Annotated in this window: 27 protein-coding genes; 18 read left to right on the top strand and 9 right to left on the bottom strand. The window is 73.1% G+C overall.

Features of this window, described 5'->3' with window-relative positions; all coding sequences use genetic code 11:
* Positions 1 to 612 (top strand): LytR C-terminal domain-containing protein (locus tag R7226_RS01250; RefSeq protein WP_318595203.1); only part of this gene is annotated, 612 nt, incomplete at its 5' end.
* A 7-nt stretch (positions 613 to 619) separates the two neighbouring features.
* A complete protein-coding gene (locus R7226_RS01245; RefSeq protein WP_318595202.1) occupies positions 620 to 2,428 on the top strand; it encodes a N,N-dimethylformamidase beta subunit family domain-containing protein in 1,809 nt (602 codons plus the stop codon).
* 25 nt (positions 2,429 to 2,453) lie between these two features.
* On the opposite strand, the gene R7226_RS01240 is transcribed toward R7226_RS01245, so the two are convergent.
* On the bottom strand, positions 2,454 to 3,017 hold the full coding sequence (locus tag R7226_RS01240) for a YqgE/AlgH family protein (RefSeq protein WP_318595201.1): 564 nt from the start codon (positions 3,015 to 3,017) through the stop codon (positions 2,454 to 2,456).
* Between the two features lie 55 nt (positions 3,018 to 3,072).
* Positions 3,073 to 3,537 carry a hypothetical protein gene (locus R7226_RS01235; RefSeq protein ID WP_318595200.1) on the bottom strand — a complete coding sequence of 155 codons (465 nt, stop codon included), beginning with the start codon at positions 3,535 to 3,537 and terminating at the stop codon, positions 3,073 to 3,075.
* A 36-nt stretch (positions 3,538 to 3,573) separates the two neighbouring features.
* Between R7226_RS01235 and R7226_RS01230 the strand changes: the two genes are divergently transcribed.
* Together R7226_RS01230 and R7226_RS01225 are read left to right on the top strand one after the other, a co-directional pair.
* A complete protein-coding gene (locus R7226_RS01230; protein ID WP_318595198.1) occupies positions 3,574 to 5,064 on the top strand; it encodes a lipopolysaccharide biosynthesis protein in 1,491 nt (496 codons plus the stop codon).
* A 74-nt stretch (positions 5,065 to 5,138) separates the two neighbouring features.
* Complete coding sequence (locus R7226_RS01225; RefSeq protein WP_318595197.1) at positions 5,139 to 6,152, top strand: GGDEF domain-containing protein; 1,014 nt, start codon at positions 5,139 to 5,141, stop codon at positions 6,150 to 6,152.
* A 28-nt stretch (positions 6,153 to 6,180) separates the two neighbouring features.
* Here the strand turns inward: R7226_RS01225 and R7226_RS01220 are convergent, their stop codons facing one another.
* Entirely contained in the window at positions 6,181 to 7,119 is a 939-nt protein-coding gene (locus R7226_RS01220; protein WP_318595196.1) for a glycosyltransferase family 2 protein, read from the bottom strand.
* Between the two features lie 23 nt (positions 7,120 to 7,142).
* Here R7226_RS01220 and R7226_RS01215 point away from each other — a divergent pair, with 23 nt between their 5' ends.
* From R7226_RS01215 to R7226_RS01195, 6 genes are all read left to right on the top strand, one after another.
* Positions 7,143 to 8,324 carry a glycosyltransferase family 4 protein gene (locus R7226_RS01215; RefSeq protein WP_318595195.1) on the top strand — a complete coding sequence of 394 codons (1,182 nt, stop codon included), beginning with the start codon at positions 7,143 to 7,145 and terminating at the stop codon, positions 8,322 to 8,324.
* A gap of 50 nt (positions 8,325 to 8,374) precedes the next feature.
* Complete coding sequence (locus R7226_RS01210; protein ID WP_318595194.1) at positions 8,375 to 8,593, top strand: hypothetical protein; 219 nt, start codon at positions 8,375 to 8,377, stop codon at positions 8,591 to 8,593.
* Between the two features lie 15 nt (positions 8,594 to 8,608).
* A complete protein-coding gene (locus R7226_RS31625) occupies positions 8,609 to 8,797 on the top strand; it encodes a PIN domain-containing protein (RefSeq protein ID WP_404827732.1) in 189 nt (62 codons plus the stop codon).
* Positions 8,798 to 8,846: 49 nt separating this feature from the next.
* Positions 8,847 to 10,019 carry a glycosyltransferase family 2 protein gene (locus R7226_RS01205; RefSeq protein WP_318595193.1) on the top strand — a complete coding sequence of 391 codons (1,173 nt, stop codon included), beginning with the start codon at positions 8,847 to 8,849 and terminating at the stop codon, positions 10,017 to 10,019.
* A 64-nt stretch (positions 10,020 to 10,083) separates the two neighbouring features.
* Entirely contained in the window at positions 10,084 to 10,665 is a 582-nt protein-coding gene (locus R7226_RS01200; RefSeq protein WP_318595192.1) for a sugar transferase, read from the top strand.
* 356 nt (positions 10,666 to 11,021) lie between these two features.
* A complete protein-coding gene (locus tag R7226_RS01195; protein ID WP_318595191.1) occupies positions 11,022 to 11,171 on the top strand; it encodes a hypothetical protein in 150 nt (49 codons plus the stop codon).
* On the opposite strand, the gene R7226_RS01190 is transcribed toward R7226_RS01195, so the two are convergent.
* The 4 genes from R7226_RS01190 to R7226_RS01175 form a co-directional block, all read right to left on the bottom strand.
* Entirely contained in the window at positions 11,168 to 12,949 is a 1,782-nt protein-coding gene (locus R7226_RS01190; RefSeq protein WP_318595190.1) for a peptidoglycan recognition protein family protein, read from the bottom strand. The two genes, R7226_RS01195 and R7226_RS01190, sit on opposite strands and share 4 nt — an antisense overlap.
* Positions 12,950 to 13,032: 83 nt before the next feature.
* The gene (locus R7226_RS01185) at positions 13,033 to 13,923 is read right to left on the bottom strand and encodes an alpha/beta fold hydrolase (protein WP_318595189.1); all 891 of its coding nucleotides are present in this window, start codon (positions 13,921 to 13,923) and stop codon (positions 13,033 to 13,035) included.
* Positions 13,924 to 13,933: 10 nt separating this feature from the next.
* Positions 13,934 to 14,794 (bottom strand): methyltransferase domain-containing protein, encoded by an 861-nt coding sequence (locus tag R7226_RS01180; RefSeq protein ID WP_318595188.1) that lies wholly within the window; start codon positions 14,792 to 14,794, stop codon positions 13,934 to 13,936.
* The gene (locus tag R7226_RS01175; protein ID WP_318595187.1) at positions 14,791 to 15,684 is read right to left on the bottom strand and encodes a haloalkane dehalogenase; all 894 of its coding nucleotides are present in this window, start codon (positions 15,682 to 15,684) and stop codon (positions 14,791 to 14,793) included. Before R7226_RS01175 ends, R7226_RS01180 begins: the two co-directional genes overlap by 4 nt.
* 187 nt (positions 15,685 to 15,871) lie before the next feature.
* Here R7226_RS01175 and tkt point away from each other — a divergent pair, with 187 nt between their 5' ends.
* From tkt to R7226_RS01160, 3 genes are all read left to right on the top strand, one after another.
* Positions 15,872 to 17,866 (top strand): transketolase, encoded by a 1,995-nt coding sequence (gene tkt, locus R7226_RS01170; protein ID WP_318595186.1) that lies wholly within the window; start codon positions 15,872 to 15,874, stop codon positions 17,864 to 17,866.
* A 120-nt stretch (positions 17,867 to 17,986) separates the two neighbouring features.
* Positions 17,987 to 18,478 carry a DUF4231 domain-containing protein gene (locus R7226_RS01165; protein ID WP_318595185.1) on the top strand — a complete coding sequence of 164 codons (492 nt, stop codon included), beginning with the start codon at positions 17,987 to 17,989 and terminating at the stop codon, positions 18,476 to 18,478.
* The gene (locus R7226_RS01160; RefSeq protein WP_318595184.1) at positions 18,475 to 19,584 is read left to right on the top strand and encodes a toll/interleukin-1 receptor domain-containing protein; all 1,110 of its coding nucleotides are present in this window, start codon (positions 18,475 to 18,477) and stop codon (positions 19,582 to 19,584) included. Before R7226_RS01165 ends, R7226_RS01160 begins: the two co-directional genes overlap by 4 nt.
* Here the strand turns inward: R7226_RS01160 and R7226_RS01155 are convergent.
* Positions 19,565 to 21,049: a transglycosylase SLT domain-containing protein gene (locus tag R7226_RS01155; RefSeq protein WP_318595183.1), complete on the bottom strand. Its 1,485-nt coding sequence runs from the start codon at positions 21,047 to 21,049 to the stop codon at positions 19,565 to 19,567. The two genes, R7226_RS01160 and R7226_RS01155, sit on opposite strands and share 20 nt — an antisense overlap.
* 225 nt (positions 21,050 to 21,274) lie before the next feature.
* On the opposite strand from R7226_RS01155, the gene R7226_RS01150 reads away from it, so the two are divergent.
* Together R7226_RS01150 and R7226_RS01145 are read left to right on the top strand one after the other, a co-directional pair.
* Positions 21,275 to 21,559 (top strand): helix-turn-helix domain-containing protein, encoded by a 285-nt coding sequence (locus R7226_RS01150; RefSeq protein ID WP_318595182.1) that lies wholly within the window; start codon positions 21,275 to 21,277, stop codon positions 21,557 to 21,559.
* A gap of 56 nt (positions 21,560 to 21,615) precedes the next feature.
* Positions 21,616 to 22,497, top strand: a complete 882-nt coding sequence (locus R7226_RS01145; protein ID WP_318595181.1) for a DNA-methyltransferase — start codon at positions 21,616 to 21,618, stop codon at positions 22,495 to 22,497.
* A gap of 12 nt (positions 22,498 to 22,509) precedes the next feature.
* Here the strand turns inward: R7226_RS01145 and R7226_RS01140 are convergent, their stop codons facing one another.
* Positions 22,510 to 23,190: a GntR family transcriptional regulator gene (locus tag R7226_RS01140; RefSeq protein ID WP_318595180.1), complete on the bottom strand. Its 681-nt coding sequence runs from the start codon at positions 23,188 to 23,190 to the stop codon at positions 22,510 to 22,512.
* A 152-nt stretch (positions 23,191 to 23,342) separates the two neighbouring features.
* On the opposite strand from R7226_RS01140, the gene R7226_RS01135 reads away from it, so the two are divergent.
* The 3 genes from R7226_RS01135 to R7226_RS01125 all read left to right on the top strand — a co-directional run bounded on the left by R7226_RS01135 (position 23,343) and on the right by R7226_RS01125 (position 26,129).
* Positions 23,343 to 24,140 (top strand): SDR family NAD(P)-dependent oxidoreductase, encoded by a 798-nt coding sequence (locus R7226_RS01135; RefSeq protein WP_318595179.1) that lies wholly within the window; start codon positions 23,343 to 23,345, stop codon positions 24,138 to 24,140.
* Positions 24,133 to 24,474: a nuclear transport factor 2 family protein gene (locus R7226_RS01130; RefSeq protein ID WP_318595178.1), complete on the top strand. Its 342-nt coding sequence runs from the start codon at positions 24,133 to 24,135 to the stop codon at positions 24,472 to 24,474. The genes R7226_RS01135 and R7226_RS01130 overlap by 8 nt, the downstream gene beginning before the upstream one ends.
* 89 nt (positions 24,475 to 24,563) lie before the next feature.
* Positions 24,564 to 26,129: an ABC transporter substrate-binding protein gene (locus R7226_RS01125; protein WP_318595177.1), complete on the top strand. Its 1,566-nt coding sequence runs from the start codon at positions 24,564 to 24,566 to the stop codon at positions 26,127 to 26,129.

Genomic DNA, 26,129 nt, shown 5'->3' with positions numbered 1-26,129 from the left:
GCCCGGCCGCGTCCCGGCGGCCGGCCGCAGCCGGCAGCGCCGCTGCGCGCCTCCGGCGGCGCCGCGCGCGGCGTGCCCGCGCCGGAGGAGGAGAAGCCGCACGGCCGTCGCCGCCTCGCGGCCGTCCTCTTCGTCGTGCTCGCGCTGGTCGTCGTCGGCGGCGGTCTCTACGCCGCCGGGGTGATCGGCGGCGGTGACGACGCCGACAGACAGACCGCGGTCGTCAGACCCGAGAGCAGAACGAGAAGAAGCGCGACCAGAAGAGCGTCGACGCAGAGAGCGCAGACGCCCTCCGTCCAGCCGGCCGACATTCGCGTCACGGTGCTCAACGGCACCGGCGTCACAGGTCTCGCCAGCAGAGTGCTCGCAGAGCTGACGGCAGCCGGCTACCCGGAGGGCGCGGCCGCCGACGCCGGCGACTCCGCCCGCACCGTGACGGTCGTCGAGTACCGCAACGGCAGAGAGGCGTACGCGAGAGCAGTCGCCAGAACGCTCGGCCTCTCCGACGACGCGATCGACGCGATCCAGCCGTCGTCGGAGACCGCCTGCGCGGCGCCGACCGGCTCGTGCACGGCGGACGTCGTCGTCACCGTCGGCGCCGACAGGCAGTAGTCCGCGGTTGACCCGCGCCGCCCGGATCGTCTTCGCGCTGCTCGTCGTCGCGACGCTCGGCGCGTTCGTCGTCACGCAGAAGCTGAAGTCGACGCCGCCGCTGATCGTGCGGCCGGAGGTCTCCGTCGTCTTCTCGCCGGCCTCCGACGATCCTGACAAGCCGCGCCGCGCGAAGATCTCCTTCTGGCTCGTCAACGCCGACGACGTCTCGATCTCGATCGTCGACGACGAGGGCAGAATCGTCGCGACCGTCGCCGACGGCGTCAGCGTCCCGCGCAAGGTGCGCGAGAAGTGGTTCTGGGACGGCCGCGTCAGAGACGGCGGCGTCGCCCCCGACGGCTATTACAAGGTCCGCGTCGCGCTGCTGCGGCAGGGCCGCACGATCGACCTGCCCGACATCGAGATCGCCGTCGACACGAAGCCGCCGAAGCCGCGCGTCGTCTCCGTCGAGCCCGAGGGCGACAGCGGCCCCGCCTTCCTGCCGCAGAGAGACGTCGACGCCGTCACGGTCGCGATCAGAGGGACCGAGGGGCGCAGAGCCGAGCTGCAGGTGTGGCGGACCGACGTCGAGCCGGCGCGGATCGTCGAGCGGGTCGCGATCGACCAGCGCCAGGCGTCGGTCACCTGGGACGGCACGATCGACGGCAGCCCCGCCCCGGCCGGCACGTACCTGATGGGGCTGGAGGCGGCCGACCGCGCCGGCAACGCCGGCACCTTCCCGGCCGCGCTGCCGCCCAGAACGGGCGCCGTCAGAGGCCGCGCCGGCGTGACGATCCGCTACCTCGCCGCCGCCCCGCCGATTGCTCCGGTGCAGGCCGGGAGAGTGACGACGGTGCGCGTCGACGCGCGCGGCCGCAGATACACGTGGGCGCTGCGGCGCTACGGCGAGCCGCAGGTGCTGGCGCGCGGCAGAGAGAGCGATTCGAGACTGCGGCTGCGGGCGCCGCGTGGGCAGGCCGGACTGCACGTGCTGACGATCGCGACGAGAACGCACCGCACGCAGGTGCCGCTCGTCGTCTCCGCGCCGGTCGACCGGCGCGTGCTCGTCGTGCTGCCCGCGATCACGTGGCAGGGGCTCAACCCCGTCGACGACGACGGCGACGGGATGCCGAACGTGCTGACCGCTCGCGGTCGCGACGCAAGCGTGCTGCTCGGCCGCCCGCTCGCGCACGGCATGCCGGCCAGCGTCGCGTCGCAGGAGGGCGCGCTGCTGCGCTTCCTCGACGACAACCTGCTGCGCTACGAGCTGACGACCGACGCGGCGCTCGCGAGCGGCGAGGGACCGCCGCTCGACGGCTACCGCGGCACGCTCTTCGCCGGCGACTCGCGCTGGATCACCCCGCGGCTGCGGCGCGACCTGCGCAGACGCGTCGAGGAGGGCGGCCGCGTCTGGTCGCTCGGGACCGACTCGCTGCGCCGCGGCGTGCGGCTCGACGACGGCCTCCTGAGCCGTCCCAGCGCCGCCGCCGCGACCGACGCGCTCGGCGCCCGCCCGCGCCAGCCGCTGGTCGAGGCGCCGCCCGGCGAGACGGTCGCGCTGACGACGACGCTCGACGGCCCGATCTTCGCCGAGACGGGCGGCTACTTCAGCGGCTACGACCGCTACGAGGCGCTCGCCTCGGTGCTGCCGTCGGCTGAGTACAGCGCCACCGCCGGTCCCGAGAGCGACGCCGAGACGGTCGTGATCGCCTCCTGGAGACTCGGCGAAGGCTTCGCCGTCCACACCGGCCTGCCGCAGCTCGCCCAGCTCGCCGCCGACGGCGACAGCGGCGCTGGCGAGCTGATCCGCTCCATCTGGGCGACGCTGGCGCAGTAGGCGGCGCGGCGGTTTCCGCCTGCCGTCAGTTGACCGACGGGTCGAGCGGCATCCGCGCGACCAGCGCGAATCTCCCGCCCTTGCGCGTCAGCACCTCGACCCACAGCTCCTCGGGATCGGCGCTGAACAGCTCCTGCGGCAGCGGCGGCTCGACGATCCAGTCCTCCCGCTCCAGCTCCTCGTCGAGCTGGCCGGGGCCCCAGCCGGCGTGCCCGGCGAAGACGCGCATGTCGCGCGTGGCGTCGCGCGAGGTGGCGAAGTCGGCCTCGGCGGAGAGGAAGCCGACGTCGTCCCTGACCAGCAGCCCGGCCGCCTCCGGCTGTTCGAAGGATGCGAGCACGATCACGGCCGACGGCTGCACCGGCCCGCCGATGTAGATCGGCTCCTCGGCCTCGACCAGCTCTTCCAGCTCCGGCGCGCTCTCGGCGACCGTCGTCGTCGCGGGACGGTTGAGCACCAACCCCATCGCGCCGTCCTCGTTGTGCTCGGCAACGAGCACGACCGTACGCGCGAAGTTGGGGTCCTGCAGTGACGGCGAGGCGAGCAGCAGCTTGCCCTTCAACGACTCCATCCCTTCATTCTGGCGCACCTGCGCCGACCGTCCAGGGCCGCTCTGGACGAGCACCGCCGACAGGCGGTGCGGCTCAGCCGGAGAACTCCGCCACGCCGAGCCGCTCCAGTCGCTCCCACAGCGGCTCGTTGCGGTCGAAGGCGTCGGCCGCGGGGTCCTCGGCACGGCCGGCGGCGTCGTCGGGCGCGAACGCGAACGTCGCCTGTGCGGTCGCCTCGACGGCCGCCTCCGCGCGCCACAGCTCAGCCCCCTCGTGACGCAGCAGCAGCCCTTGCGCGAGCGGCAGCTGAAGCGCGTCGTAGAGCACCACGACGCGCACCGGGCCCGGCAGCTTCAGCCGCTTCGCCTGCCGCACGCCGACCCCGAGCGCGAGCGAACCGGGCAACCGGCCGATCCGCTGCCATGACACACGCGGCGGCTCCAGCGCCAGCACGCGCGGCGCGCGCAGCAGGTCGCGCGCGTGCTCGGCATGGTCGAAGCGCTCCAGCGGGACGGGCAGCAACAGCAGCGCGAGCGGCTCTTCGAGCGGTTCGACCATGAACCTCCGGGACGCTACCGAGTACCGTCCTGCGCCGTGCACGGCTTGCTCAAGCGCCTCCTCACGACGACCGTCGCCTATCAGGTCGGCGACCTCGTCTCGAAGGTCTTCGCGGTTGCGCTGCTGCCGGTCTACACGCGGCACGTCAGCGAGGCCGACTACGGCATCGCCGAGCTGCTGATGACCGCGATCGTGCTGGTCAGCATCCTCGTCCGCTTCGGGATCGGCGAGGCGCTCGTGCGCTACCACTACGTCGACGAGGACCAGCAGCGGCGGGACGCGCTGGCGCGCCGCGCCGTCGGCTTCCTGCTCGTCGCCACGACCGTCGTGGCGATCCCGCTGGCGCTGCTCGCCGCGCCGCTGTCGGAGATCGTGATCGACCGTCGCGACCCGGCCGTCTTCCGCGTCGCCGTGCTCGGCCTGTGGGCCTTCACCAACCTCGAGCTGGCCTACGCGCTGCTGCGCGTCGACGAGCGCGCGAAGGCGTACGCGATCACGACGCTCTCCAACGTCCTGCTGACGATCTCGCTGACCGTCTTCCTCGTCGTCGTCAACGACGAGGGCGCCTTCGGCCTGCTGCTCGGCAACTACGGCGCCTCCGCGGTCGTGCTGCTGGGGCTGTGGTGGACGCTGCGCAGACGGCTGCTGCCGCGTCGCGGCGGCGCCGACCACCCCGGCCTGCACTCGCTCAGAGCGCTGCTGAGATTCGGCTTCCCGACGGTCCCGGCCGATGCCTCCGTCTACGCGCTCAACCTCGTCGACCGCTACTACATCTTCCACAAGTACGGAGCGGCGACCGCCGGCCTCTACGCGCTCGCGGTCAAGCTCGCCGGCACGGTCGCCTTCGTCGTGCGCGCCTTCCAGTACTCGTGGCCGCCGCTGGCCTACTCGATCAAGGACGACGACGAGGCGGCGCGCTTCTACGCCTTCGTCGCGACCTACTACCTGCTGCTGACCGGCTGGGCGGTCGGCGGGCTGCTGCTGCTCGGCCGCTGGCTGACGAGACTGCTGGCGGCGCCCGACTTCTACGAGGCGCACGTCGCGATCCCGTGGCTGGCGCTCGGCTGGGCGCTCTACGGCCTGTTCGTGATCTTCGTCGTGATCGCCGGCCGTGCCGAGGTGACGACGCGCAACTTCCCCGCCGCCGCGGTCGGGCTGGCGGTCAACGTCGTGCTGCTGCTGGTGCTGACGCCGCACTTCGAGCTGGCCGGCGCCGGCCTCGCGCTGGCCGGCGCCTACGTCGCGATGCTGATCGTGATGCGGCTGCTGACGCGCAACCTCTTCCGCGTCGACTTCGAGTGGCTGCGCGTCGCGCAGATCGCGCTCGCCGTCGGCGGCGGCGCGGCGCTCGGCGAGCTGCTGCTGCCGACGTCCGGCGCCGTGGGGTTCGTGGCGCGCGCCGCCGTCTTCGTCGTGCTGCCGCTGCTGCTCGTCCCGCTCGGCTTCTACCGAGCGCAGGAGCGCCAGCTTCTGCGGGCGATGGTCGTGCCCGTGATCCGGCTGCTGCCGGGTCGCCGTAATCGCTGAGAGACATGACCTGCACGGATGCGGACCGGACCGCGCCCGACGGCGCGCGGCCGATGACGGCTGCCGACGGATCGGTGGAGCCTCCCACGGAGCTGGAGCTGGCGCTTGGGATCGCGCGCCAGCTGGCGACCGGATCCGACGTGCGCCGACAGGTCTGCGACGCCGCCCGCGCGGGCGCCGGGGCGGACTGGGCCGCGCTCGTCGAGCGCGAGGGCGAGGCGCTGGTGATCACCGCCGCCGACGGGCTGCTCGAGGGCGTCGTGCGGGCGCGGATCGAGCCGGGCACCGGGGGCGTCGGCCGCGCCTTCGCCAGCGGACAGCAGCGCTTCTCCGCCGACGCGCGCGCCGACGGCGTGCTCGACGCGCGCCTCGTGCATGCGACCGGCACTGGCGCCGTCCTGCACCAGCCGCTGCGCCACGGCGGGGAGACGCTCGGCGTGCTCGCGGTCGGCTGGAGCAGACCGCGGCGGCGGCCGCCGCTGGCCGTGCGGCGGCTGCTGGAGCTGCTGGCGCTCGACGCCGCGATCGCGATCGAGCGCGAGCAGCTGGTCGCTCGGCTGGCGGCCGAGGCTCGCACCGACGCGCTGACCGGCCTCGCGAACCGGCGCGCGTGGGAGGAGTCGGCGCCGCGTGAGCTGAGCCGCGCGGCCCGTCATGGCCTGTCGGTGACGCTCGCGCTGATCGACCTCGACGACTTCAAGCAGCTCAACGACACGCACGGCCACGCTGCCGGCGATGCGCTGCTGCGTGCCGTCGCCGCGCGCTGGCGCGCTGCGCTGCGCGACGCCGACCTGCTGGCGCGCTTCGGCGGCGACGAGTTCGCGCTGCTGCTGGTGCCCTCGGCAGCGGAGTCGGGCGAGACGATCGTGCGGCGGCTGCTGGAGCGGCTGCCCGATGGCGTCACCTGCTCAGCGGGGATCGTCGCGGCCGCCGGCTCGGCCGACGGGTCGCGGCTGCTGCAGCGGGCCGACGAGGCGCTCTACGCGGCGAAGGCCGCCGGCAAGGGCCGGATCGTCGCCGCCGGCCCGGCCGGCCCGGTCGCCGCCGCTCAGGCGACCTCGCGCAGCCGCCCGCTCTCGACCTCGTAGACGAAGCCGCGCACCGGCGCGCTCGCGGCTACAGCCGCGTGCCGCCGCGGTTGTAGTCGGCGGCCGCCTCGCGCAGCCCTTCGCCGCGCTCGGGGTGGAGCGTCGCGCTGACGTGCTGCCAGTAGCGCTGCGGGTCGTGGCGCGGCAGCAGGTAGGCGGCCAGCGCGCGCAGCGCGTACGTCCACGCCGTCAGCCAGCGCACGATCAGCGCCGAGGGCAGCGAGTGGTGCTTGCGCATGTAGCGCTCGCGGTTGCGCGACAGCTCGACGATCCGCCGTCTCGGCACGCTGCCGGTCGACAGCTGCTCGTGGTGGATCGCCTCGGCGCCCGGCACGTAGAGGTTCTTCCAGCCGGCGTCGTGAAGCCGCTTGCAGAAGTCGACCTCGTCGGAGTAGACGAAGAAGGCGGGGTCCATCCAGCCGATCCGCGCCGCCGCCTCGCGCCGCACCAGCAGCGCCGCCGACTGCGCCCAGTCGACCTCGCGCACCTCGTCGCCGCGGCTCTGGACCGTGAACCGCTTGTGCATCCCGATCGCCGCCCAGAAGGCGGTCGTCGGGGTGGGGAAGCGCCATGCCGACGGGTACTGGCCGCCGTCGGGGCGCAGCAGCTTCGCGCCCGCGGTCGCCGCTCTCTCGGTCGTGTCGAGCGCGTCGTGCAGCGCCTTCGTCGCGCCCGGCATCAGCTCGGAGTCCTCGTTCAGCAGCAGGCAGTAGCGGCCGCGGGCGCGCTGCATCAGCGTCGAGTCGTTCTCGGCCTTGCCGCGCCGCTGCTCGCGTCTGATCAGCTCCGTCGTGACCGGATGGGCGCGCGCCATCCCGACCGAGCCGTCGCGCGAGGCGTTGTCGAGCACGAGCACCTCGGTCGCGAACGGCAGCTCGCGCTGCTCGCGCGCGATCGCGTCGAGGCAGCGTTCGAGCAGAGCGCGCTGCTCGGTGTTGACGATGCAGTAGGAGACTTCGATGCTCATGCGTGGTGGGGGATGATGCCTGGATGTCCTCGTCGCCGCTGCGCGTTCAGCTCGTCGACCCGTCGGCGTTCACGCCGCCGTACGACCATGCGCTGGCCGGAGCCCTCGCGCGGGCCGGCGCCGACGTCGAGCTGGTGACCAGCCGCTTCGCCTACGGAGCGGTTCCGCGCGGCAGCGGCTATGCGGTCACAGAGTCGTTCTATCGGATCGCGCCCGGCGCCGCCGGCTCGCGCCTGCGAATGCTGGCCAAGTTGGCACAGCATGTCCCTGACATGGTTCGGTTCCGCGCCCACGCGCGCGGCGCCGACGTCGTCCACTTCCAGTGGCTGACCGTGCAGCCGCTCGACGTCCACCTGCTGCCGCCGCGGCGGGTGGCCGGCCGTCGTCGCCCGCTCGTCCTGACCGCCCACGACGTGCTCCCGCGCGAGCCGCGGCCCGGCCAGCTCGACGCCCAGCGGCGGCTCTACGAGCGCGTCGACGCCGTCGTCGTCCACTCCGAGCACGGCGCCGCGCGGCTGCGTGAGGAGCTGGCGATCGACCCCGCGAAGGTCCACGTGATCCCGCACGGTGCGTTCACGCACTTCGTGCCGGAGCCCTCGCGCGGTGAGGCCGCCGCGTCCGGTGCGCCCGCGCCCGGCGGGGCGCCCCCGCGCCCCCTCCCGCCCGAGCTGGCCGCCGTCCCGCGCGAGCGGCCGGTCGTGCTCTGCTTCGGCCTGCTGCGGCCCTACAAGGGCGTCGACGTGCTGCTCGAGGCGTGGCGCGGGATCGACGACGCCGAGCTGTGGATCGTCGGCCTGCCGAAGCTGGACCTCGCCCCGCTGCGCGCCGCCGCGCCGCCGAACGTCCGCTTCGTCCCGCGCTTCGTCGCCGACGACGAGATCGCCGCCTTCTTCTCCCGCGCTGACCTCGTCGTGCTGCCCTATCGCGAGATCGACCAATCGGGCGTCCTCTTCACCGCGCTCGCCTTCGGCAATCCGCTGCTGCTGACGGCGGTCGGCGGCTTCCCCGAGGTCGCCGCGACCGGCGCCGCGGAGCTGGTCCCGCCCGGCGACTCCGACGCCCTTCACGCCGCGCTCACCGGCCTGCTGGCCGACCCCGCCGCGCGCGCTCGCCTCGCCGCCGCCGCCCGCGCCGCGGCCGCCGGTCCGTACGCCTGGGACGCGATCGCCGAGCGCACCCTCGCGCTCTACAGATCCCTGTTGTAACAACACGGCGGCTATAGACATCGCGAACAGCGCCGCGAAGAATCCGGTGGATGGAGACCACTGCGTCGTATTACCTCACCAACGGCCGTCCTCGACGGCCCTGCCCGCCCGAGACGCGGGCCAATGTCGACCGCCTCGCCCGCGAACAGGGGATCGTCAACTGGGGCAGAGCGAGCGGCCCGCCTTCAGACACCTCCGGAGTCCTGACCGAGGAGGACTGGGAGGAGTACCACGCCATCATCGAAGAGCACTTCATGGCGGAGCCATGAGCGACATGGGCGCGGATGAAGGACGCCGAGCGGCGCCGGGGGCGCACGTTCAGTGAGAACGACCTTTGGATCGCGGCGACCGCCCAGACACTTGGGGTTCCGCTGGTCACCTGCGACAGGGCGTTCCTGCGGATGGAGTCGCTCGACGTAGAGGTCGTGTACCTGCCCTCGCGGATTCCCGCGGAGGTGGGGGAGCCTCGGTGAGAGGGGGTTGAGAAGCGGCGGCGGGCGCGGTCCGCAAGAATCCCCCGCCGTGCTCGTCGTGAAGCTCCTCTTCTGGCTCTGTGCCGCGCTGGTCGTCTACGCGCAGGCCGGCTACGGCGTCGTGCTCGCGCTGCTGGCAAAGCTCCGGCCGGCGCCGCTCGCGCGCACCGGTGCACCGAAGACGGCAGCGGACGGAGCCGATGGCGCTGACGGAGACGCCGAGCTGCCGTCGGTGACGGTGATCGTCGCCGCGTACCAGGAGGAGTCGGTGATCGCCGACAAGGTCGCGAACCTGCGGGCGCTCGACTACCCCGCCGACCGGCTGGAGATCGTCGTCGCCTGCGACGGCTCGCCCGACGCGACGCCGCAGCGGGCCCGCGACGCCGGCGCCGACCAGGTGCTGGAGCTGCCGCGCGGCGGCAAGATCCGCGCGCAGGACGCCGCGGTGCGTGCCGCCAGCGGCCGGATCGTCGCCTTCTCCGACGCCAACGCCTTCTGGGAGCCCGACGCGCTGCGCCGGCTCGTCGCGCCGTTCGCCGGCGCACCCGAAGTCGGCTACGTCTGCGGTCAGGTCGCCTTCGTCAACGAGGGCGGGACCAACCAGGAGGGGCTCTACTGGCGCTACGAGATGGCGCTGCGGGGGCTCGAGTCGCGCCTGGCGTCGGTCACCGGCGGCAACGGCGCGATCTACGCGACCCGCCGCGAGGCGTACATCGAGGTCGATCCGATCATGGGCCACGATCTCTCGTTCCCGTTCAACATGGTCAAACGCGGCTGGCGCGCGCTGTACGCGCCCGACGCTCGCGCGACCGAGAAGATGGTCCCCTCGATCGAGGGCGAGTTCGCGCGCAAGCGGCGGATGATGACCCACGGCTGGCCGATCGTCCTGCACGGCGGGATGCTCGACCCGAAGGGCTACGGCCCGCTCTACGGGCTGATGATCTTCTCCCACCGCCTGCTGCGCTACGCGACCCCCTTCCTGCACGCCGCCGTGCTGTCGACCAGCGTCGTGCTCGCCCGTCGCGGCCGCCCCTACGCGCTCGCGCTCGCCGCGCAGCTCGTGATCCTCGCCGCCGCCGCGCTCGCCAGAGTGGTCCCCGCCCGCCCGCTGCTGGTCGCGCGCTACTACGTGCTGACGACCGCCGCCCTCGGCGCCGGCCTCTACGACGTGCTGCGCGAGCCGACCGAGGCCGGCTGGGAGCCGCCGGCAGGTACTCGATGAAGTGCTTCGCATTGAGAGTTCCACGGCAGGCGGCAGTGCTGTGGGACGTCAGCGGGAACTCGCGGTGAAACGCCTGCTCGACCTGCTGCTGGGCGGCATCGGGACGCTGCTCGGCTTGCCGCTGATCGCGCTCGCGGCGCTGCTGATCCGGCTCGAGTCTCCCGGCCACCCGATCTACAGGCAGCGCCGCGTCGGCAAGGACGGCGCGCCGTTCGAGATCTACAAGCTGCGCACGATGGTCAGAGGGGCCGAGTTCACCGGCGCCGGCCTCGCCGTGCAGGAGGGCGACGATCGCATCACGCGGATGGGCGCCTTCCTGCGCCGTACCTCGCTCGACGAGCTGCCCAACCTCTGGAACGTCGTCCGCGGCGAGATGTCGATCGTCGGCCCCCGCCCGACCGTGCAGGTCCAGGTCGACCAGTACAGCGACCGCCAGCGCGGCCGCCTCAAGGTCAAGCCAGGGCTGACCGGCTGGGCGCAGGTCAACGGCCGCGCCTCGCTGCCGTGGAGCGAGCGGATCGAGCTCGACCTCTGGTACGTCGAGCACCAGTCACTGGCGCTCGACCTGAAGATCCTCAGCCGCACCTGGCGGCTCGTCCTCAGAGGCGACGGCCTCTACAAGGGCGAGACCGGCGGCTGGCGCTGAGCCGACGCGGCCTGGCGGAGAACCGGTTGGCGGCGCGCCGGGCCGCCGCGTAGCGTGCGGCGCGCGCACTGCACGACCGGAGGACAGGACGATGGGGCTGTTCGGCAAGAACGAGGAGAAGGACGCCGAGAACGAGGCGATGAAGGCCGAGTACGCGCGGCTGGAGGCGCTGTCGCTGCTGACGCTCGCGGAGGAGATCCTCGTGCGCGGGTACGGCCCCGGCGGGCCGGGCGAGCACGGCAGCTCGCAGACGATCAGCGAGCTGACCCAGATCTTCAACCCGGGCAAGAGCATCTTCGGGATCGACGAACGGGTCCGCAGCGCCTTCCCACACGCTGATCGCCGAGGGCGTCCAGGTGCTCGAGCACGCACGGCTGCTGGTGCCGCGCTTCAGCGGCGGCGACATATCGTCGCTCGGCTACGCGCTCACGCGCGCCGGCGGCGAGGTGCTCGCCGGCGGCGACGTCGCCACGCGGATCGCGGCCGTGCTCGCGCCGCCGCGTTAGCGGCGACCTCTTCCCGGCGCCCGCACCCGCGCCGTCCGCACCGGCGAGCTGCCGGCGGCGTTGAGCGCGTCGGCCGCGGTCGTCACGACGACGCGGTGGAGGCCCGACGACGGCAGCGGGATCGTCGTCTCGTAGGCGCCGTCGACGGTGTCGAGCGCGACCCGTCGCAGCTGCCGCCACGGCCCGCCGGCGCGCGCCTGGCGCTCGACGAGCACGGTCACGCGCTCCTTCGCCGGCGTCGTCGTGCCGCTCACCGTGACCTCTCTGCCCGGCTGCAGCAGCTGCGGTGTCACGCGCGCGCCGACACCCGCCGCGACCTCGGCGCCGACCGCTGGCGCGGTCACGCCGACGCCATCGGCGACGACGCGGAAGCTGCCGTTGACGGTCACCGGCACCGACGCCGACCAGATCCCGTCGCTCCCGGTTCTCAACGTGCCGAGCTCGCTCCACTCCTCGCCGTCGCGGCGCTGGAGCGTCAGCCGCGCGCCGACAGGCCGGCGTCCGCCCGCAAGCGTCAGGCGGCCGGTCAGCGCCACTGGGCCGCCCTGCGGCAGCACGCCGCCGATCGGTGAGCTGGTCAGCTGGTCGGCCGGCACGTCGACCCGCGGCGCGGTCTGCGCGCGCAGCGCCGGCAGCAGTCCGTAGAAGGCCCCGCCGGGGCAGTCGGTCTCGTCGACGTCGCGATGGCCGACGATCCGCGACAGCCGCACCGTCGAGCCAGTCGGCCAGCGGTTCTCCTCGCCGCCGGCAGAGACCTTCGCGATCGTCCCCGTCGCCGGCACGCCGCCGAGCGACAGCTTCCACGCCAGCACGCGCGAGAGCGCCTCGCGCGCGGCCGCCGGCGGGCGCCGGCTCGTGAAGCTGCCGATCACCGCGACGCCGGTCGCGATGCTGTTCCAGCCGCCGGCGTGGGCGCCGATCACGGGCTGTTCGACGCCGCCGGCGCGGCCTTCGTAGACGGTGCCGAAGCGGTCGACGAGCAGGTTGTAGCCGATGTCGAGCCAGCCGTTGCCGTTGCGGTGGAAGCGACAGATCCCGAGCACCATCGCGGCCGCTTCGTCGCGCGAGTAGGCGGTCAGCGACTCGGTGTGATGGACGACGGAGAAGTCGACGCGGCCGTAGCGGGGGGCGCTGCGCGGCCGGCAGGCGTCGCCCGGGTCCCACTGCGAGCGCGGCACGATCGCCGGCCGCTCGCCGCCGCTGCCGCTGCCGCCGTCGCCGCCCGGCGCGGCCTGAGCTGGGCGGGCGTCGTCCGTGCGAGCGCCGGCCCCGGACGCGGCCCGCACCGCGCCGCGCGGCACCGCGACGAAGTGGACGTGCAGCGCGCGCGGGAGCGTCCGCGCGCGCAGCTGGTAGCGGATGGCGCTGCCGGTCCACAGCGGACCGCTGACGGTCTCGTCGCGCCGATCGGCGGCCGGCTCGTCCTCGGCGTGCGGGACCTCGCCCCAGCGGCTCCAGCGGCCGCTCGCCCGCTGCACGCGCACCTCGACGTGCGCCTCCTCGTCGCCGCGCCAGCGCAGCCCGAGCAGCTGGAAGGGGCGCGGGGCGCGGATCGGCGCGGTCGTGCGCAGCGCGGCGGCGGCGGACGCGTGCGCGGCGGAATCGCTGGAACGCTGCTCGGCGGCGCGTGCCGAGGCGGCAGCGGGGCGGGCGGGGTCAGTGAGCGCGGGCGCGCGCTGCTCGAAGTCGGCGACGGCCGCCGGCGCAGCGGCGGCAGGTGCTGTGCTCGCCGCCGCGGCCAGCGCGGCGAGGATGACGGGGACGACGGTACGGCGCATCAGACTGCAAACACGTTCCCACCCGCGCAGGTGCGCACACGCACGATCACGTGCAGCGCGGGTGCGCGGCGAGGGAGAACCCGTCAGGCGCTGGCGCGTGGGCGCGCTCTGGCGCGGGCTCTGCGCGCTCTCGCGCGGGGTCTGACCGATCTCGCGGCGGCCGGCGCCTCGCGCGGCTTCCAGCAGGCGTCGACGAAGTCGGCGATCTCGGCCGTCAGCCGCTCGGGGCGGGTTCGCAGCTCGAGGATCGAGTCGGCGTTCAGCAACCTGGCGTCGCGCAGCTCCTCGGCGAGCATGTCGGCGTCGGAGAACGGATGGATCGGGTCGCGCTTGTGTCCGATCACCAGCGACGGCGTCGCGAACGTGCGGCGGATCTCGCGATGTGGCGCGATCCGGCCGAAGAACAGCCCTTGCAGGACGGCGGCGCTCGGCCCGGGATCCTGCGAGACCCAGTCGAGCAGGATCTCCGGCACCAGCGGCAGCGGCCGCCGCGGCACCACGCGCGCGACGCGCTGGACCAGCTTCATCGCCGGCTCGCCGAAGGTCAGCGCGACCAGCAGCGGCGTGAAGCCGATCGCGCAGCCGAGCAGCGCGTTGTCGAGCACCGGCATCTCCAGCACCATGCCGCGCAGCCGCTCGGGCGCGGCGGCGGCGACCTCGAGCGCGACGTTGGCGCCGAGCGAGGCGCCGCCGACGACCGCCTGATCGATCCCGAGGTGGTCGAGCAGCGCGACCACCTGGCCGCCGAACGTCGTCATCGAGTAGCGCCACATGTCGCGCGGCCGGTCGGAGTCGCCGTGGCCGAGCGGGTCGAGCGTGATGACGCGGTTGCCGCGCGCCGCGAGCGCGTCGGCGAGCGGCTCCTGCATCCGCTGCGAGAACAGCAGTCCCGGCAGCAGCACGAGCGGCCGCGGGCCGCTGCCGTGCTCGCCATAGGCGAGGCGGTGACCGTCGTGCTCGAAGAAGGAGGGCATCGCGCCGAGCCTACCCGCGCCCGTTCGCGTTCTCGCGCGCCGCGTCGCACGCGTCCGCGCCATCGTCCGCCGCCTCCGCCGGCTTGGTGCCGACGACGACGAAGCCCAGCAGCGCCGCGAAGAAGCCGCCGGCGGCGTGCGCCTCGTCGAGCTGGTCCCACCACGCGATCAGCTGCTGCGGCGTGAAGTCGCCGGCGGCGAGCGCCGCGTCGAGGTGGCTGGAGACGAGCCAGGAGAAGAAGTCGTACGGCAACGCGACGCCGTGCGGCACCGCCGCGACATCGGTGAAGTCGGCCTCCGCCAGCAGTCGCGGCAGCGCCCGGCCGACCCAGCCGTTGCGGATCCCGTCGGAGTAGGAGCGCACGATCCGGCGCGTCAGCTCGCGCTCGGCGCCGTCGATCACGAGCGCGTCCCAGTCGAAGTCGAAGACGACCGCGCGGCCACCGGGAACGAGCACGCGGCGAGCCTCCGCGAGCACGCGTGCGGGATCGCCATCGACGTGCATCAGCAGCCGCTCGATCCGGACGCGGTCGAAGGCGCCGTCGGGCAGGTCGAGCGCGAGCGCGTCGCCGACGCGGAACTCGACCGGCAGGTCGCGCCCCTGCGAGCGGCGCGTCGCCTCGGCGACGAGCGCCTCCGAGCTGTCGATCCCGAGCACATGACCGGCCGCGCCGACGCGCCGCGCGAACGAGCGCACGTCGTCGCCGGCGCCGCAGCCCAGCTCCAGCACGCGCATCCCGCGGCGCAGCGCCAGCTGCTCGGTCATCACCGGCTTCAGCCCGCGGATCCCGGGCAGCGCGTTGCCGGCGTCGAGGAAGCGGATCGCGAAGCCGGGGTCGACGGCGACCGGAACCGCGAGTGTCTCGCTCATCGCGCGTCCAGCCAGTCGACCAGCAGGCGGCCGAGCAGCGGTCCCTGGTCCTCCTGCAGGAAGTGCCCGGCCTGCGGCAGCACGTGCGCGACCTCGCCGCCGAGCGCCCGCGCGAAGCGCTCGCCGGTCGAGAGCGGGATGATCGGGTCGTCGGAGGCCCACACGACCAGCGTCGGGCGGCTGTCGCGGGCGAGCGCGTCGAGCGTGCGCTGGCCGGCCGCGGCGCCCGGCTCCTCCGGCGTGCGCGGGATCAGCAGCGGGAAGGCGCGCGCGCCGGCCTTCGAAGCGGCGTCCGGGAACGGCGCCTCGTAGGCGGCGACGACGGCGTCGCCGGGGTCGCTGTGGCAAGCGCCGCGCACGAGCATCCCGATCGGCAGGTCCTCGGTCTGCTCGACGAAGCCGCGGAACGCCTCCCACGCCGGCGTCATCCGCTGATGACCGGTGAAGAGGCCGGTGTCGGTCACGACGATCCGCGCGATCCGGTCGGGCTGCTCGACGGCCAGGCGCAGTCCGATCGGCCCGCCCCAGTCGTGCACGACGACGGTCACGTCGCGCAGGTCGAGCCGCTCCAGCAGCTCGGCCGCCAGCGCCGTGTGGCGGTCGTAGGAGTACCAGTCGAGCGCCGTCGGCTTGTCGGAGCGGCCGAAGCCGGCGTGGTCGGGCGCGATCGCGCGGTAGCCGCCCGCGACGAGCGCGGCGATCGAGTGGCGCCACAGGAACGACCACGTCGGCTCGCCGTGCAGCAGCAGCACGGGCGGGCCCGCGCCCTCGTCGACGTGCGCCAGCCGCAGCCCGTCGACATCGCGATAGCGCGCTCTGTATGGGAATCCGGGCAGCGCTTCGAAGCGCTCCTCCGGCGTCCGTATGACCTCTCCCGTCCCCGTGCTCACGACATTCAGCGCCCCAGGATTCGCCTCGCCGATTCGTCCAGGCTAGCCGCCGTGCGGTGCGCGAGCGCCGGTCGAACCGAGAATCGGGCCGATCGGGGGGGCGCCCGACGGGATACCCTCTCGCACAGGTGCGTGCGCCGACGCGCGCGCTGCCGTCCTTTCGTCCGCGCCGACCCTCTGGATGCCCATGGCCACCACCGCGCCCCAGTCCACCTCCGAGCAGCTCGCCGTCGACACCATCCGCACGCTCGCGATGGACGCGGTCCAGCACGCAGGAAACGGCCATCCCGGCATGCCGATGGGCATGGCGCCGGTCGGCTACCTCCTCTTCTCGGAGGTCATGAAGCACAACCCGAAGGACCCGCATTGGGCCGACCGGGACCGCTTCGTGCTGTCGGCCGGTCATGGCTCGATGCTGCTCTACGCCTGTCTCCACCTCTCCGGCTACCCGGACATGACGCTGGAGGAGATCAGACACTTCCGCACGTGGGGCTCGCGCACGCCGGGCCACCCGGAGGTCCATCACACCGCCGGCGTCGAGGTCACGACCGGCCCGCTCGGCCAGGGCGTCGCCAACGCGGTCGGGCTCGCGCTCGCCGAGCGCTTCCTGCGCGAGAAGTTCGGCGAGGAGGTGCAGAGCCACCACACCTACGGGATCTGCTCCGACGGCGACCTGATGGAGGGCGTCAGCGCCGAGGCCGCCTCGCTCGCCGGCCATCTCGGGCTCGGCAACCTGATCTTCTTCTACGACCACAACCACATCTCGATCGACGGCAGAACGTCGCTCGCGTTCGACACCGAGGACGTCAACAAGCGCTTCGACGCCTACGGCTGGCACACCCAGGACGTCGACGACGCCAACGACCTCGACGCGCTGCGCGCCGCCGTCAAGGCCGCTCAGGAGGAGACCGGTCGTCCCTCGCTGATCCGCGTCAGATCGACGATCGGCTTCCCGTCGCCGAACAAGGGCGGCACGCCCGGCGCCCACGGCGCGGCGCTCGGCGAGGACGAGGTGCGCGCGACGAAGGAGGTGCTGGGCTGGGATCCCGACCAGCACTTCGTCGTGCCGGAGGGCGTCTACGAGCAGTTCAGCGCCGTCGAGCGCGGCGCCGCGGCGCAGGCCGAGTGGGAGGAGCGCTTCCAGGCGTGGCGCGCCGCCGACTCCGAGCGCGCGCAGGTCTGGGACCTGGCGTGGGCCGGCAAGCCGCTGCCCGGGCTCGACGCGGCGCTGCCGAGCTTCGACCCGGCGCAGAAGTCGTCGCTGGCGACGCGCGCGGCGAGCCACACGACGATCCAGGCGATCGCGCCCTTCCTGCCGACGCAGGTGGGCGGCTCGGCCGACCTCAACGAGTCGGTCAAGACCGGCATCGAGGCCGACGGCCCCTACAGCCGCGAGCAGGCGACGCGCAACGTCTACTGGGGCATCCGCGAGCACGCGATGGGCGCCGCCGTCAACGGCATGGCGCTGCACGGCGGCATCGTCAAGCCGCTCGGCGCGACCTTCCTGCAGTTCGCCGACTACATGCGCCCGGCGATCCGCCTCTCGGCGCTGATGAACATCGGCTCGCTGTGGGTCTACTCACACGACTCGATCGCGCTCGGCGAGGACGGTCCGACCCACCAGCCGGTCGAGCACATCGCGGCGCTGCGCGCGATCCCGAACCTGACGGTGATCCGCCCCAGCGACGCGAACGAGACGGCCGAGGCGTGGCGCGTCGCGGTCGAGCTGGTGGAGGGGCCGACCGTGCTGATCCTCTCGCGCCAGAACCTGCCGGTGCTCGACCGCTCCAAGTACGGCCCGGCGAAGGGGCTCGACAAGGGCGCCTACGTGCTGGCCGAGGCCGAGGGCGCGGCCGCGACGATCGTCGGCACCGGCTCCGAGGTCTCGGTCGCGCTCGCCGCCGCCGAGCTGCTCGCCGAGGACGGCGTCACGGCGCGCGTCGTCGCGATGCCGAGCTGGGAGCTGTTCGAGGCGCAGGACCAGGCCTACCGCGACAGCGTGCTGCCGCCCGGGCAGCCGAAGGTCTCGGTCGAGGCCGGCATCCACATGGGCTGGGAGCGGTGGGTCGACGCGTCGGTCTCGGTCGACAGATTCGGCGCCTCCGCCGCCGGCGAGGTGATGCTGACCGAGTACGGCATCACGGCTGAGGCGGTCGCCGCGAAGGTCAAGACGCTGCTCTAGCGGCCTCGGCGGGCGCGCCGTGAGCGCGCGCCCGCCATCGCGCCCGCCTCACGCGCGCGCTTGACAGCGCGGTTCTTGAAGGACCACAATCCGGAGCGGAACCGCGCTGGAGGGGCGAACGTGGGCGACGCGACAGCCGTCGAAGCGGTGCCGGAGGTGGTGACCTCCGGCGGCGGCCAGGCGCGCGGCGACGCGGCGGCCTGGGCCCGCCTGGAGGAGCAGATCGCCTGGTATGACCGCAAGAGCGGTCACAGCCAGCGGTGCTTCAAGGCGCTGAAGGTCCTTCAGATCGTGATCGCCGCGGCGATCCCCGTCGTCGCGGGGGCGTCCGGCGACGCGTGGAGATGGCTGGTCGCGATCGGCGGCGCCGCGATCGTCGTGCTCGAAGGGTTCCAGCAGCTCTTCCAGTACCAGCAGAACTGGGCCACCTACCGCTCGACCTGCGAGCGGCTCAAGCACGAGAAGTTCCTCTGCGCCGCCGGTGCCGGCCCGTACGCCGGCGCGCCGCGACCGGGCGCCATGCTCGCCGAGCGGGTCGAGGGGCTTGTCTCGCAGGAGCACGCCGCCTGGGCCTCCACGCAGCGCCAGCAGCAGGAGGAGACGACGCGATGAGCGCCGCCGCCCCAAAGCTCTTCATCAGTTACCGCCGCGAGGAGACGGCCGGCCACGCCGGCCGTCTCTATGACGCGGTCGCGACCCGCTTCGGCGCCGACAACGTCTTCATGGACGTCGAGCTGGCGCCGGGGATCGACTTCGTCGAGCGGATCACGCGCGCCGTCGGCGACTGCCACACGCTGCTCGTCGTGATCGGGCCGCGCTGGGCGTCGGTGCGGGCGCCCGACGGCGGCGGTCTGGCGCGGCTCGCGGAGGCCGACGACTACGTGCGGCTGGAGGTCGAGACGGCGCTGCGGCGCGCCGACGTGCGCGTGATCCCCGTGCTCGTCGCCGGCGCCCAGATGCCGCAGCCGGAGCAGCTGCCGGAATCGCTGCGCGCGCTCGCGCGCCGCAACGCGATCGAGCTGAGCGACGGCCGCTGGCGGTTCGACGTCGGCCGCCTCGTCGACGCGCTCGACGACGAGGCGGGCGACGCACGCCCGGCGCCGGCGCCGGCGCCGCTGCGCGTCCCCAGCGGCGCGCTGCTGCTGATCGAGGGCGCGCTCGTGACCGCGTGCGCCGCGCTGCTCGCGCATCGCGTGGCCGTCTCGGTCACCGACGCGCTCGACCTGGACAGAGATCCGGCCACCGTCGTGCGGCGCGCGCTCAACTGGGGCCTGTTGGCGGCGGCGGTCGCGGCCTGGCTGCGCCTGCGCGTCGGCGGTCGCGGCAGCGTCGCCGGCGCCGTCGCGCTTGGCGCGCTCGCCGGGGCAGCCGGCGGCGCGCTCGACGCTGTCCTGTGGCTGTGGGTGATGGAGCCCTCGGCCGGCGCGTTGCGCGACGACGTCGCGCGCGTCGCCGTCGGGCTGCTGCTCGGCGGGCTGCTCGGTGCGCTGTGGTCGCCGCCGCGGGTCGTGTTCGGCGCGCTCGCCGGCGCCTGCGCCGCCTTCCTGGCGCAGGCGCTGCTGAACACCGTCTGGGCACTGGATCCGGGCGCCTCCGCCAGCGACGCGCGCGACTACACCTTCGTGACGTTGCAGGCGGTCGCGGTCGTCGCCGCCGCGCTCGCGCTGCTGCTGTGGCTCGCCGCGCGGCGAGCGCCGGTCAGTCGCCCGCCGCGATGAGATCGGCGGCGTCGCCGGCGACCGTGACGTGGATCGCGGCCGGCTCGCGCACCCACGCGATCGCGCCCAGCACCTGCAGGCGGTCGAGCATGAACTGGAGCGCGCGCGCCTGTCTGTCGTCGGCATAGCGGCGCAGGACGTCGAACGACCAGCCGGTCGTGTGGACGGAGAAGGCGTGGGTCGCCTCCGGGTTCCCGGCCGCGAGCTGCTCCTGGTAACGCTGGTCGCGCACCGTGCTGGTGATCGTCAGCGGCGCCTTCACGCCCGAGATCCGGCGCGTCCCGGCGGCCAGCTCGACGAGCAGTCGCAGCGCGCCGGGCCGCAGGCCGCGGTAGAGCGCGCGCGGCTGCTCGACTCTCGGCGCCAGCTCGCCCATCTGCGGGTCGATCCGCAGGCCGAGCTGGCGCGCGTTGCGCGGCAGCCGTCTCAGCGTCCCGTCGGCGTACGCGGCGCGCAGCGCGTCGCCGTCGGCGAACGCCTCGCCGGCATCCGGCGGATGCAGGAGGTTCTCACTCGACGCCTTCGCGGTCTGCAGCTCGGCGCGTCGCTCGAGCGCCGCCGGGTCGTCGCGCGAGAGAGCCATCAGGTCGCGCGCGGCGCGCACCTTCCAGTAGTAGAGGGACGACTCGTCACCGAGGCCGGCAAGGACATCCCAGGCAACGGCATGGTCGGTCGGCGTGCTGGCGAAGAACAGCTCCGTGTAGCTGGGGTTCGGCTCGCCGTCGTCGTGGCCGAAGGCGTCGATCGCCGTCTCCAGGTTGCCGATCCCCATGTGGTAGCTGACGACGGCGAGGTCGTCACGGCCGAGCCGCTCGCGCGCGATCGTCAGGTAGCGGACCGTGCCCGCGAGCGCCTTGCGCGGGTCGAAGCGCTCGTCGACGCGGCGGCGCTGCGCCACCAGGCGCGCGACCGTGCGCGTCTGACCGCGGTTGGCGGCGCGTCCGATCCGGCGCGTCAGGCGCGTGCTGGCGGCGACGTCGACCTCCATCCCGAGCAGGCTCGTCGCCGTCTCGGCGAGGATCTGCGTCAGCCCGACGGCCCCGCGCAGGTCGTTGCCGGCGATCGCGTCGGGTCGCCCGGCGCTCTCGAGCACGACGATCGCCTCCAGCGTCGCGGGGTCGACGGCGCTGCCGTCGGCGGCGGCGTCGACCAGCGGTCGCAGCGCGGCGACGCGCGCGGCTGTCGCGACGGCGCCGCCGGGGCTTCTCGTGTAGAGCGGGTGGGCGCTGGCGTCGGCGGCGCGCTGCTCGAAGCGCTCGACGTGGCCGGGATCGAAGGCGAACGGATCGCGCGCGCTGCCGTCCGCGCGGCCGGCGGCCGGCAGCGAGCTGTCGCCGTCGCCGCCGCCGCGCTGCGTCAGCACGAAGGCGAGCGCCCCGGCGATCACCAGCAGCGCGAGCGCGAGCCGCAGGCGGCTCGGCGTGGAGGAGGCTGGGGACGGTCTGCGGCGAGAGGACGGCGGCACGGCTCCCATCACCGTGACAGGCCGTCTCTCACGGCGTCGAGTCGCGCAATCCGACGCGCACTTTGCAACAAATTTCCGCGACTCTGCAAATTGTCACGCATCGAACGGGTGTTCGCCCCACGTACCGTCCGCCGCCCCACCTATGTTCGGCCAGCCACACCATCCACAAAGCGGCCGGGGCGCTGCGGACACAGCCCCCGGCCCGGCACAGGAGTCACACATCCCATGCGCGACAAGCGTACTTCCAAGGCAGCCGTCTCGGTCGAGCATGTCGTCCTCGGGCGCGCAGTTCGCGAGCTGCGCGCCCGCCGGGACCTCTCCCAAGAGCGCCTCGGCTTCCATTCCGGCCTGCACCGCAACTACGTCGGTGCGATCGAGCGCGGCGAGATCAACCCCACCTTCAGAACGCTGCTGACGCTCTCCAGCGGTCTCGTCGTGCCGCTCTCGGAGCTGGTTCGGCTGTACGAGCGCCGCCGCGTCGACCACATCCCGGCAGAGGTCGCTCGATGACCGCGCTCGGCCGGGCGCCGCGCGCGGCGCCCGGCCCGGGTACCGTCCGGCGCGCGATGCGCCTCCTGACGAGCGAGCAGCTGCCGGAAACGATCGTGCTGGACGGCGAGGACCTCGTCATCCAGGGCGAGAACCTCGACGTGCTGCCGCGGCTGCCCGACGGCGCCTTCGACGTGATCTACATCGATCCGCCCTTCAACACCGGCAGACCGCAACGCCGCCGCACGCTCGCGACCGCGCCGCACGCCGACGGCGACCGCATCGGCTTCGGCGGCCGCCGCTACCGCTCGGAGCTGCTGCAGGCGCTCGCCTTCGAGGACGCCTTCGGCGACTACCTCGGCTACCTCGCGCCGCGGCTGGAGCAGGCGCGCCGGCTGCTCGCCGAGCACGGCACGCTCTACTTCCACATCGACTACCGCGAGGCGCACTACTGCAAGCTGCTGCTCGACGAGCTGTTCGGCCGCGACTGCTTCCTCAACGAGATCATCTGGGCCTACGACTACGGCGCCAAGCCGAGAACGCGCTGGCCGGCCAAGCACGACACGATCCTCGTCTACGTGCGCACGCCGGGCGCGCACCACTTCGACGCCGAGGCGGTCGACCGCGAGCCGTACATGGCGCCCGGCCTGGTGACGCCGGAGAAGGCGGCGCGCGGGAAACGCCCGACGGACGTCTGGTGGCACACGATCGTGCCGACCAACAGCGCCGAGAAGACCGGCTATCCGACGCAGAAGCCGGAGGGGATCGTGCGGCGGATGGTCACCGCCTCCTCCAGACAGGGCGGCTGGGTGCTCGACTTCTTCGCCGGCTCGGGCACGCTCGGAGCGGTCGCGCGCAGGCTCGACCGCCGCTACGTGCTGATCGACGCCAACGCCGAGGCGATCGACGTGATGGTCAGACGGCTGGGCGGCGGCGAGGCGGCAGCCGCCAGAGGCTGACCTGGGCGGCGCCTATCCGGCTTCGGGCGGCAGCGCGTCGCCGACGCGCTGCGCCGCGACCTCGATGTGTCTCGCCATCGCGCGCTTGGCCGGTCCGACTCTGCGCGCGGAGAGCGCGTCGATCAGCTCGCCGTGCGAGCTGGCGTGAGCGCGCAGCGCGGCCGGCTCGAGCGCGGTCGTGGCCGCGCGCAGGAAGCCGCCGATGCGTCCGCGCAGCTGGGCGACGAGGTCGATCAGGATCTCGTCGTCGGTCAGCGCCCACAGCTCCTCGTGGAAGCGGACGTCGAGGTTGGAGAGCCGTCTGGTGTCGCCGCGGTCGGCAGCCGCCTCCATCTGCGCGACGATCTCGCGCAGCGAGCGCTCCGCCTGGTCGTTCCAGTTCTCGATCGCGCGCTCGGCGACGTACTGCTCCAACAGGACCCGCAGCCGCGACAGGTCGCGCAGCTCCTTCGCGTTGATCGCGGCGACGCGGCAGCCGCGGCGCGGCAGCCGCTCGACGAGCCCCTCCTCGATCAGTCGCGTCAGCGCCTCGCGCACGGGGATGTGGCTGACGCCCAGCTCGGCGGCCAGTCTGCGCTCCACGAGCCGCTCGCCCGGCGCGTAGGCGCCGCTCTGGATCGTCTCGCGCAGCTGGTCGGCCACGCGGTCGGCGAGGTTCTTGGAGTCGACGGGCTGGAGGCGGAGGGAAGGCATATATCCAGAGTTTCGATGGGGGAGCTAGATGCTATATCGCAGGGCGTGGACGGCGCCAGCGAGAACTGGCGCATCGGCGTCCGGCGGAGCGTTTCGCCGTCGCCGCGGCGCCTGAATCCGATGTGCAACATGCTATAGGGTATCTCAGCGTCATGGATACCACTTCGGAAGTGCCGGCAGGCGGGGCCGCGGATGCGCGCACGGCCCGCCGCCGGGCGTTGGTGACGGGCGCGAGTTCGGGCATCGGTGCCGCTGCGACCGCGGCGCTCGCCGCCGACGGCTGCGACGTCTGGATCACATACGCGCGCGATGAAACCGGCGCGTCGGCCGCCGCGGAGGCGGCGCGCGCCCATGGCGCGGAGGCGCACGTCTCGCGCCTGGACCTGGGGCAGCCGAGACAGATCGACGCGCTGCTGGCGGAGGTCACCGCCGCCTGGGGCGAGCTGCACGTGCTCGTCAACAACGGCGGCGTCTGCCCCTACACGCCGCACGACGAGATCTCCGTCGAGGAGTGGGACGCGGTGCTCGCGACGAACGCGCGCGGCACCTTCCTCGCGCTGCGCGGGGCGCTGCCGCTGCTGCGTGCCGCCGCCGGTGACCGCTCGATCGTCAACGTCTCGTCGGTCGCGGGCGAGCTCGGCGGGGTCGCGACCTCGGTCCACTACGCGGCGAGCAAGGCGGCGATCCTCGCGATCACGCGCTCGTACGCGCGCCTGCTCGCGGGCGAGGGAATCCGCGTCAACGCGGTCGCCCCCGGCCCCGTGCGCAGCGGCATCACCGACAAGCTCTCGGCGACCGCGGAGGCCGGGCTCACGAGCGGGACGCCGCTGGGCCGCTTCGGCCAGCCGCACGAGGTCGCCTCGGCGATCGCGCTGCTGGCCTCACCGGCCGCCGGCTTCACGACCGGCGCAACCTACGACGTCAACGGAGGGGTGCGGATCGATGGCTGAGCCTGAGCTCGTCTTCCGCGAGCAGGTGCGCGCCTTCAACGCGCGCGACCTGGACGCGTTCCTGGCCACCTACGGACCGGAGGTCGAGTTGCACGGCCTCGTGCCCGACCGCGTCGTGCGCGGCCACGAGGAGATGCGGCCGCTCTACGAGACGCGCTTCGCGCAGGAGCCGCTGCACTGCGAGATCCTCGGGTTGACGGTCTACGGCGACCGCTGGGTGGCTGCGCACGAGCAGGTCCTCAGCCCGGCTGGCACGGTCGTGCTGGTGGGGGTGTTCGAGGTCGTCGACGGAGTGATCGTGCGCGCCGACATGACGGGGCGCCTGCCGGTCTGACGCCGTCGGGCGTTGACGACAAATGCTATAGCCTCTAGTATGTGTAATCGGGGGAGGAAACCCAGCAAGTCAGTCAACGAGAGGTGCTCATGAGGTGGAAGAAGATGGTCCCCGGCGCGATCGCCATCTGTGCGCTCGCCGTCGCGGGATGCGGCGGCAGCAGCTCCGACGACGGTGGCGGGACCACTCCGTCCGACAGCGGCACGACGGCGCAGGTCGCCAGAGGCGGCAGACTGACGGTTGCCGACACGATCGGGATTCCGCAGCTGAACCCCGTCATCCGCACCTTCGGCTGGGAGGAAGTGCTCTTCCCGCTGCTCTGGAACGGTCTCTCGAAGGCTGACGAGAGCGGCGAGATCGTGCCTGATCTCGCGACCGGCTGGAGAGCCTCCGCCGACCAGAGAACCTGGACCTTCGACCTTCGCACCGACGTCAGATACTCCAACGGCAGACCGCTGACCTCCGCGAACGTCGTCGCGGCCTTCGAGTACTACCTCGACCCCAGAACGACGACGCAGGAGGCGGGCAAGATCGCCTCGATCGCGAGCATCAGAGCCGACGGCCCCGCGAGAGTCGTCGTGCAGCTGAGATCGCCGAACGCGCTCTTCCCCGCCGCGATCGTGTGGGTCAAGATCATCGACGTCGACAACCTCGACCAGATCGACAAGAGACCGGTCGTGACCGGCCCCTACATGGTCTCGGACTTCGTTCCGGACGACCACGTCACGCTCGTGCCCAATCCCGAGTACGCGGGCGACCCGGCGCCGCTGGACGAGCTGAGAATCGTCAAGGCGACCGACTCGACCTCGGCGCTGAGCGCGCTGCGCGCCGGCGACCTCGACGTGCTGTGGGCGACCAACCCGGCCGACGTCTCGTCGGTCGAGAGCGACCCCGACCTCAAGACGGTCTCGCCCGAGGTCCCGAGCAAGTACGTCGACTGGGAGTTCGACACGACGTCGCCGCCGTTCGACAACGTCAAGGCGCGTCAGGCGGTCGCCTACGCCGTCGACCGCGAGGCCGTCCTCGAGAGCGCCTACTACGGCCTCGGCGACCTGGCCCCGACGAACAACCCGCTCAGCACCAACAACCCGTTCTACGGCGGCGAGCTGACCGACTACAGCTACGACCTCGAGAAGGCCAGAGCGCTCTTCGCCGAGGCCGGCATCAACGCCGGCGACACGATCACCTGGTGGGGCACCGCCGGCGCGAACGCCGAGTGGACGACCGCCGCCGAGATCGTCCAGGCGAGCCTCAAGGAGATCGGGATCGAGCTGAAGATCGAGAACAGAGAAGTCGCGACCTGGGCGGACAAGTTCTACCCGGCCGGCAAGAGATTCCCGAACTTCATCGTCCCGAACCTGGCCTCGTTCCCGCCCTCCCCGGCTGACGCCTTCGGCTTCTACCGCGAGGGTCGCTGTGAGTGCAACTGGAAGAGCCCGGAGTTCGAGAGAGCCTACGAGGACGCGATGGCCGAGCCCGACGAGACGGCCGCCCTGGCGAAGTGGGGCACCGTGCAGGAGATCGTCAACCGCGAGGTCCCGCTGATCATCCCGCTGCAGGCGAAGCTCGTCGCTTCGCTGCGGTCCAACGTCGACGGCGTCTGGATGGAGGGCGGCGGTCAGCTGCACCTCGAGCAGGCGGGCCTCGCCGACTGA

It is taken from the genome of Conexibacter stalactiti, from assembly GCF_033542075.1.
Classification (GTDB): domain Bacteria; phylum Actinomycetota; class Thermoleophilia; order Solirubrobacterales; family Solirubrobacteraceae; genus Conexibacter; species Conexibacter stalactiti.
This window is presented reverse-complemented; position numbering and strand designations above follow the sequence as displayed.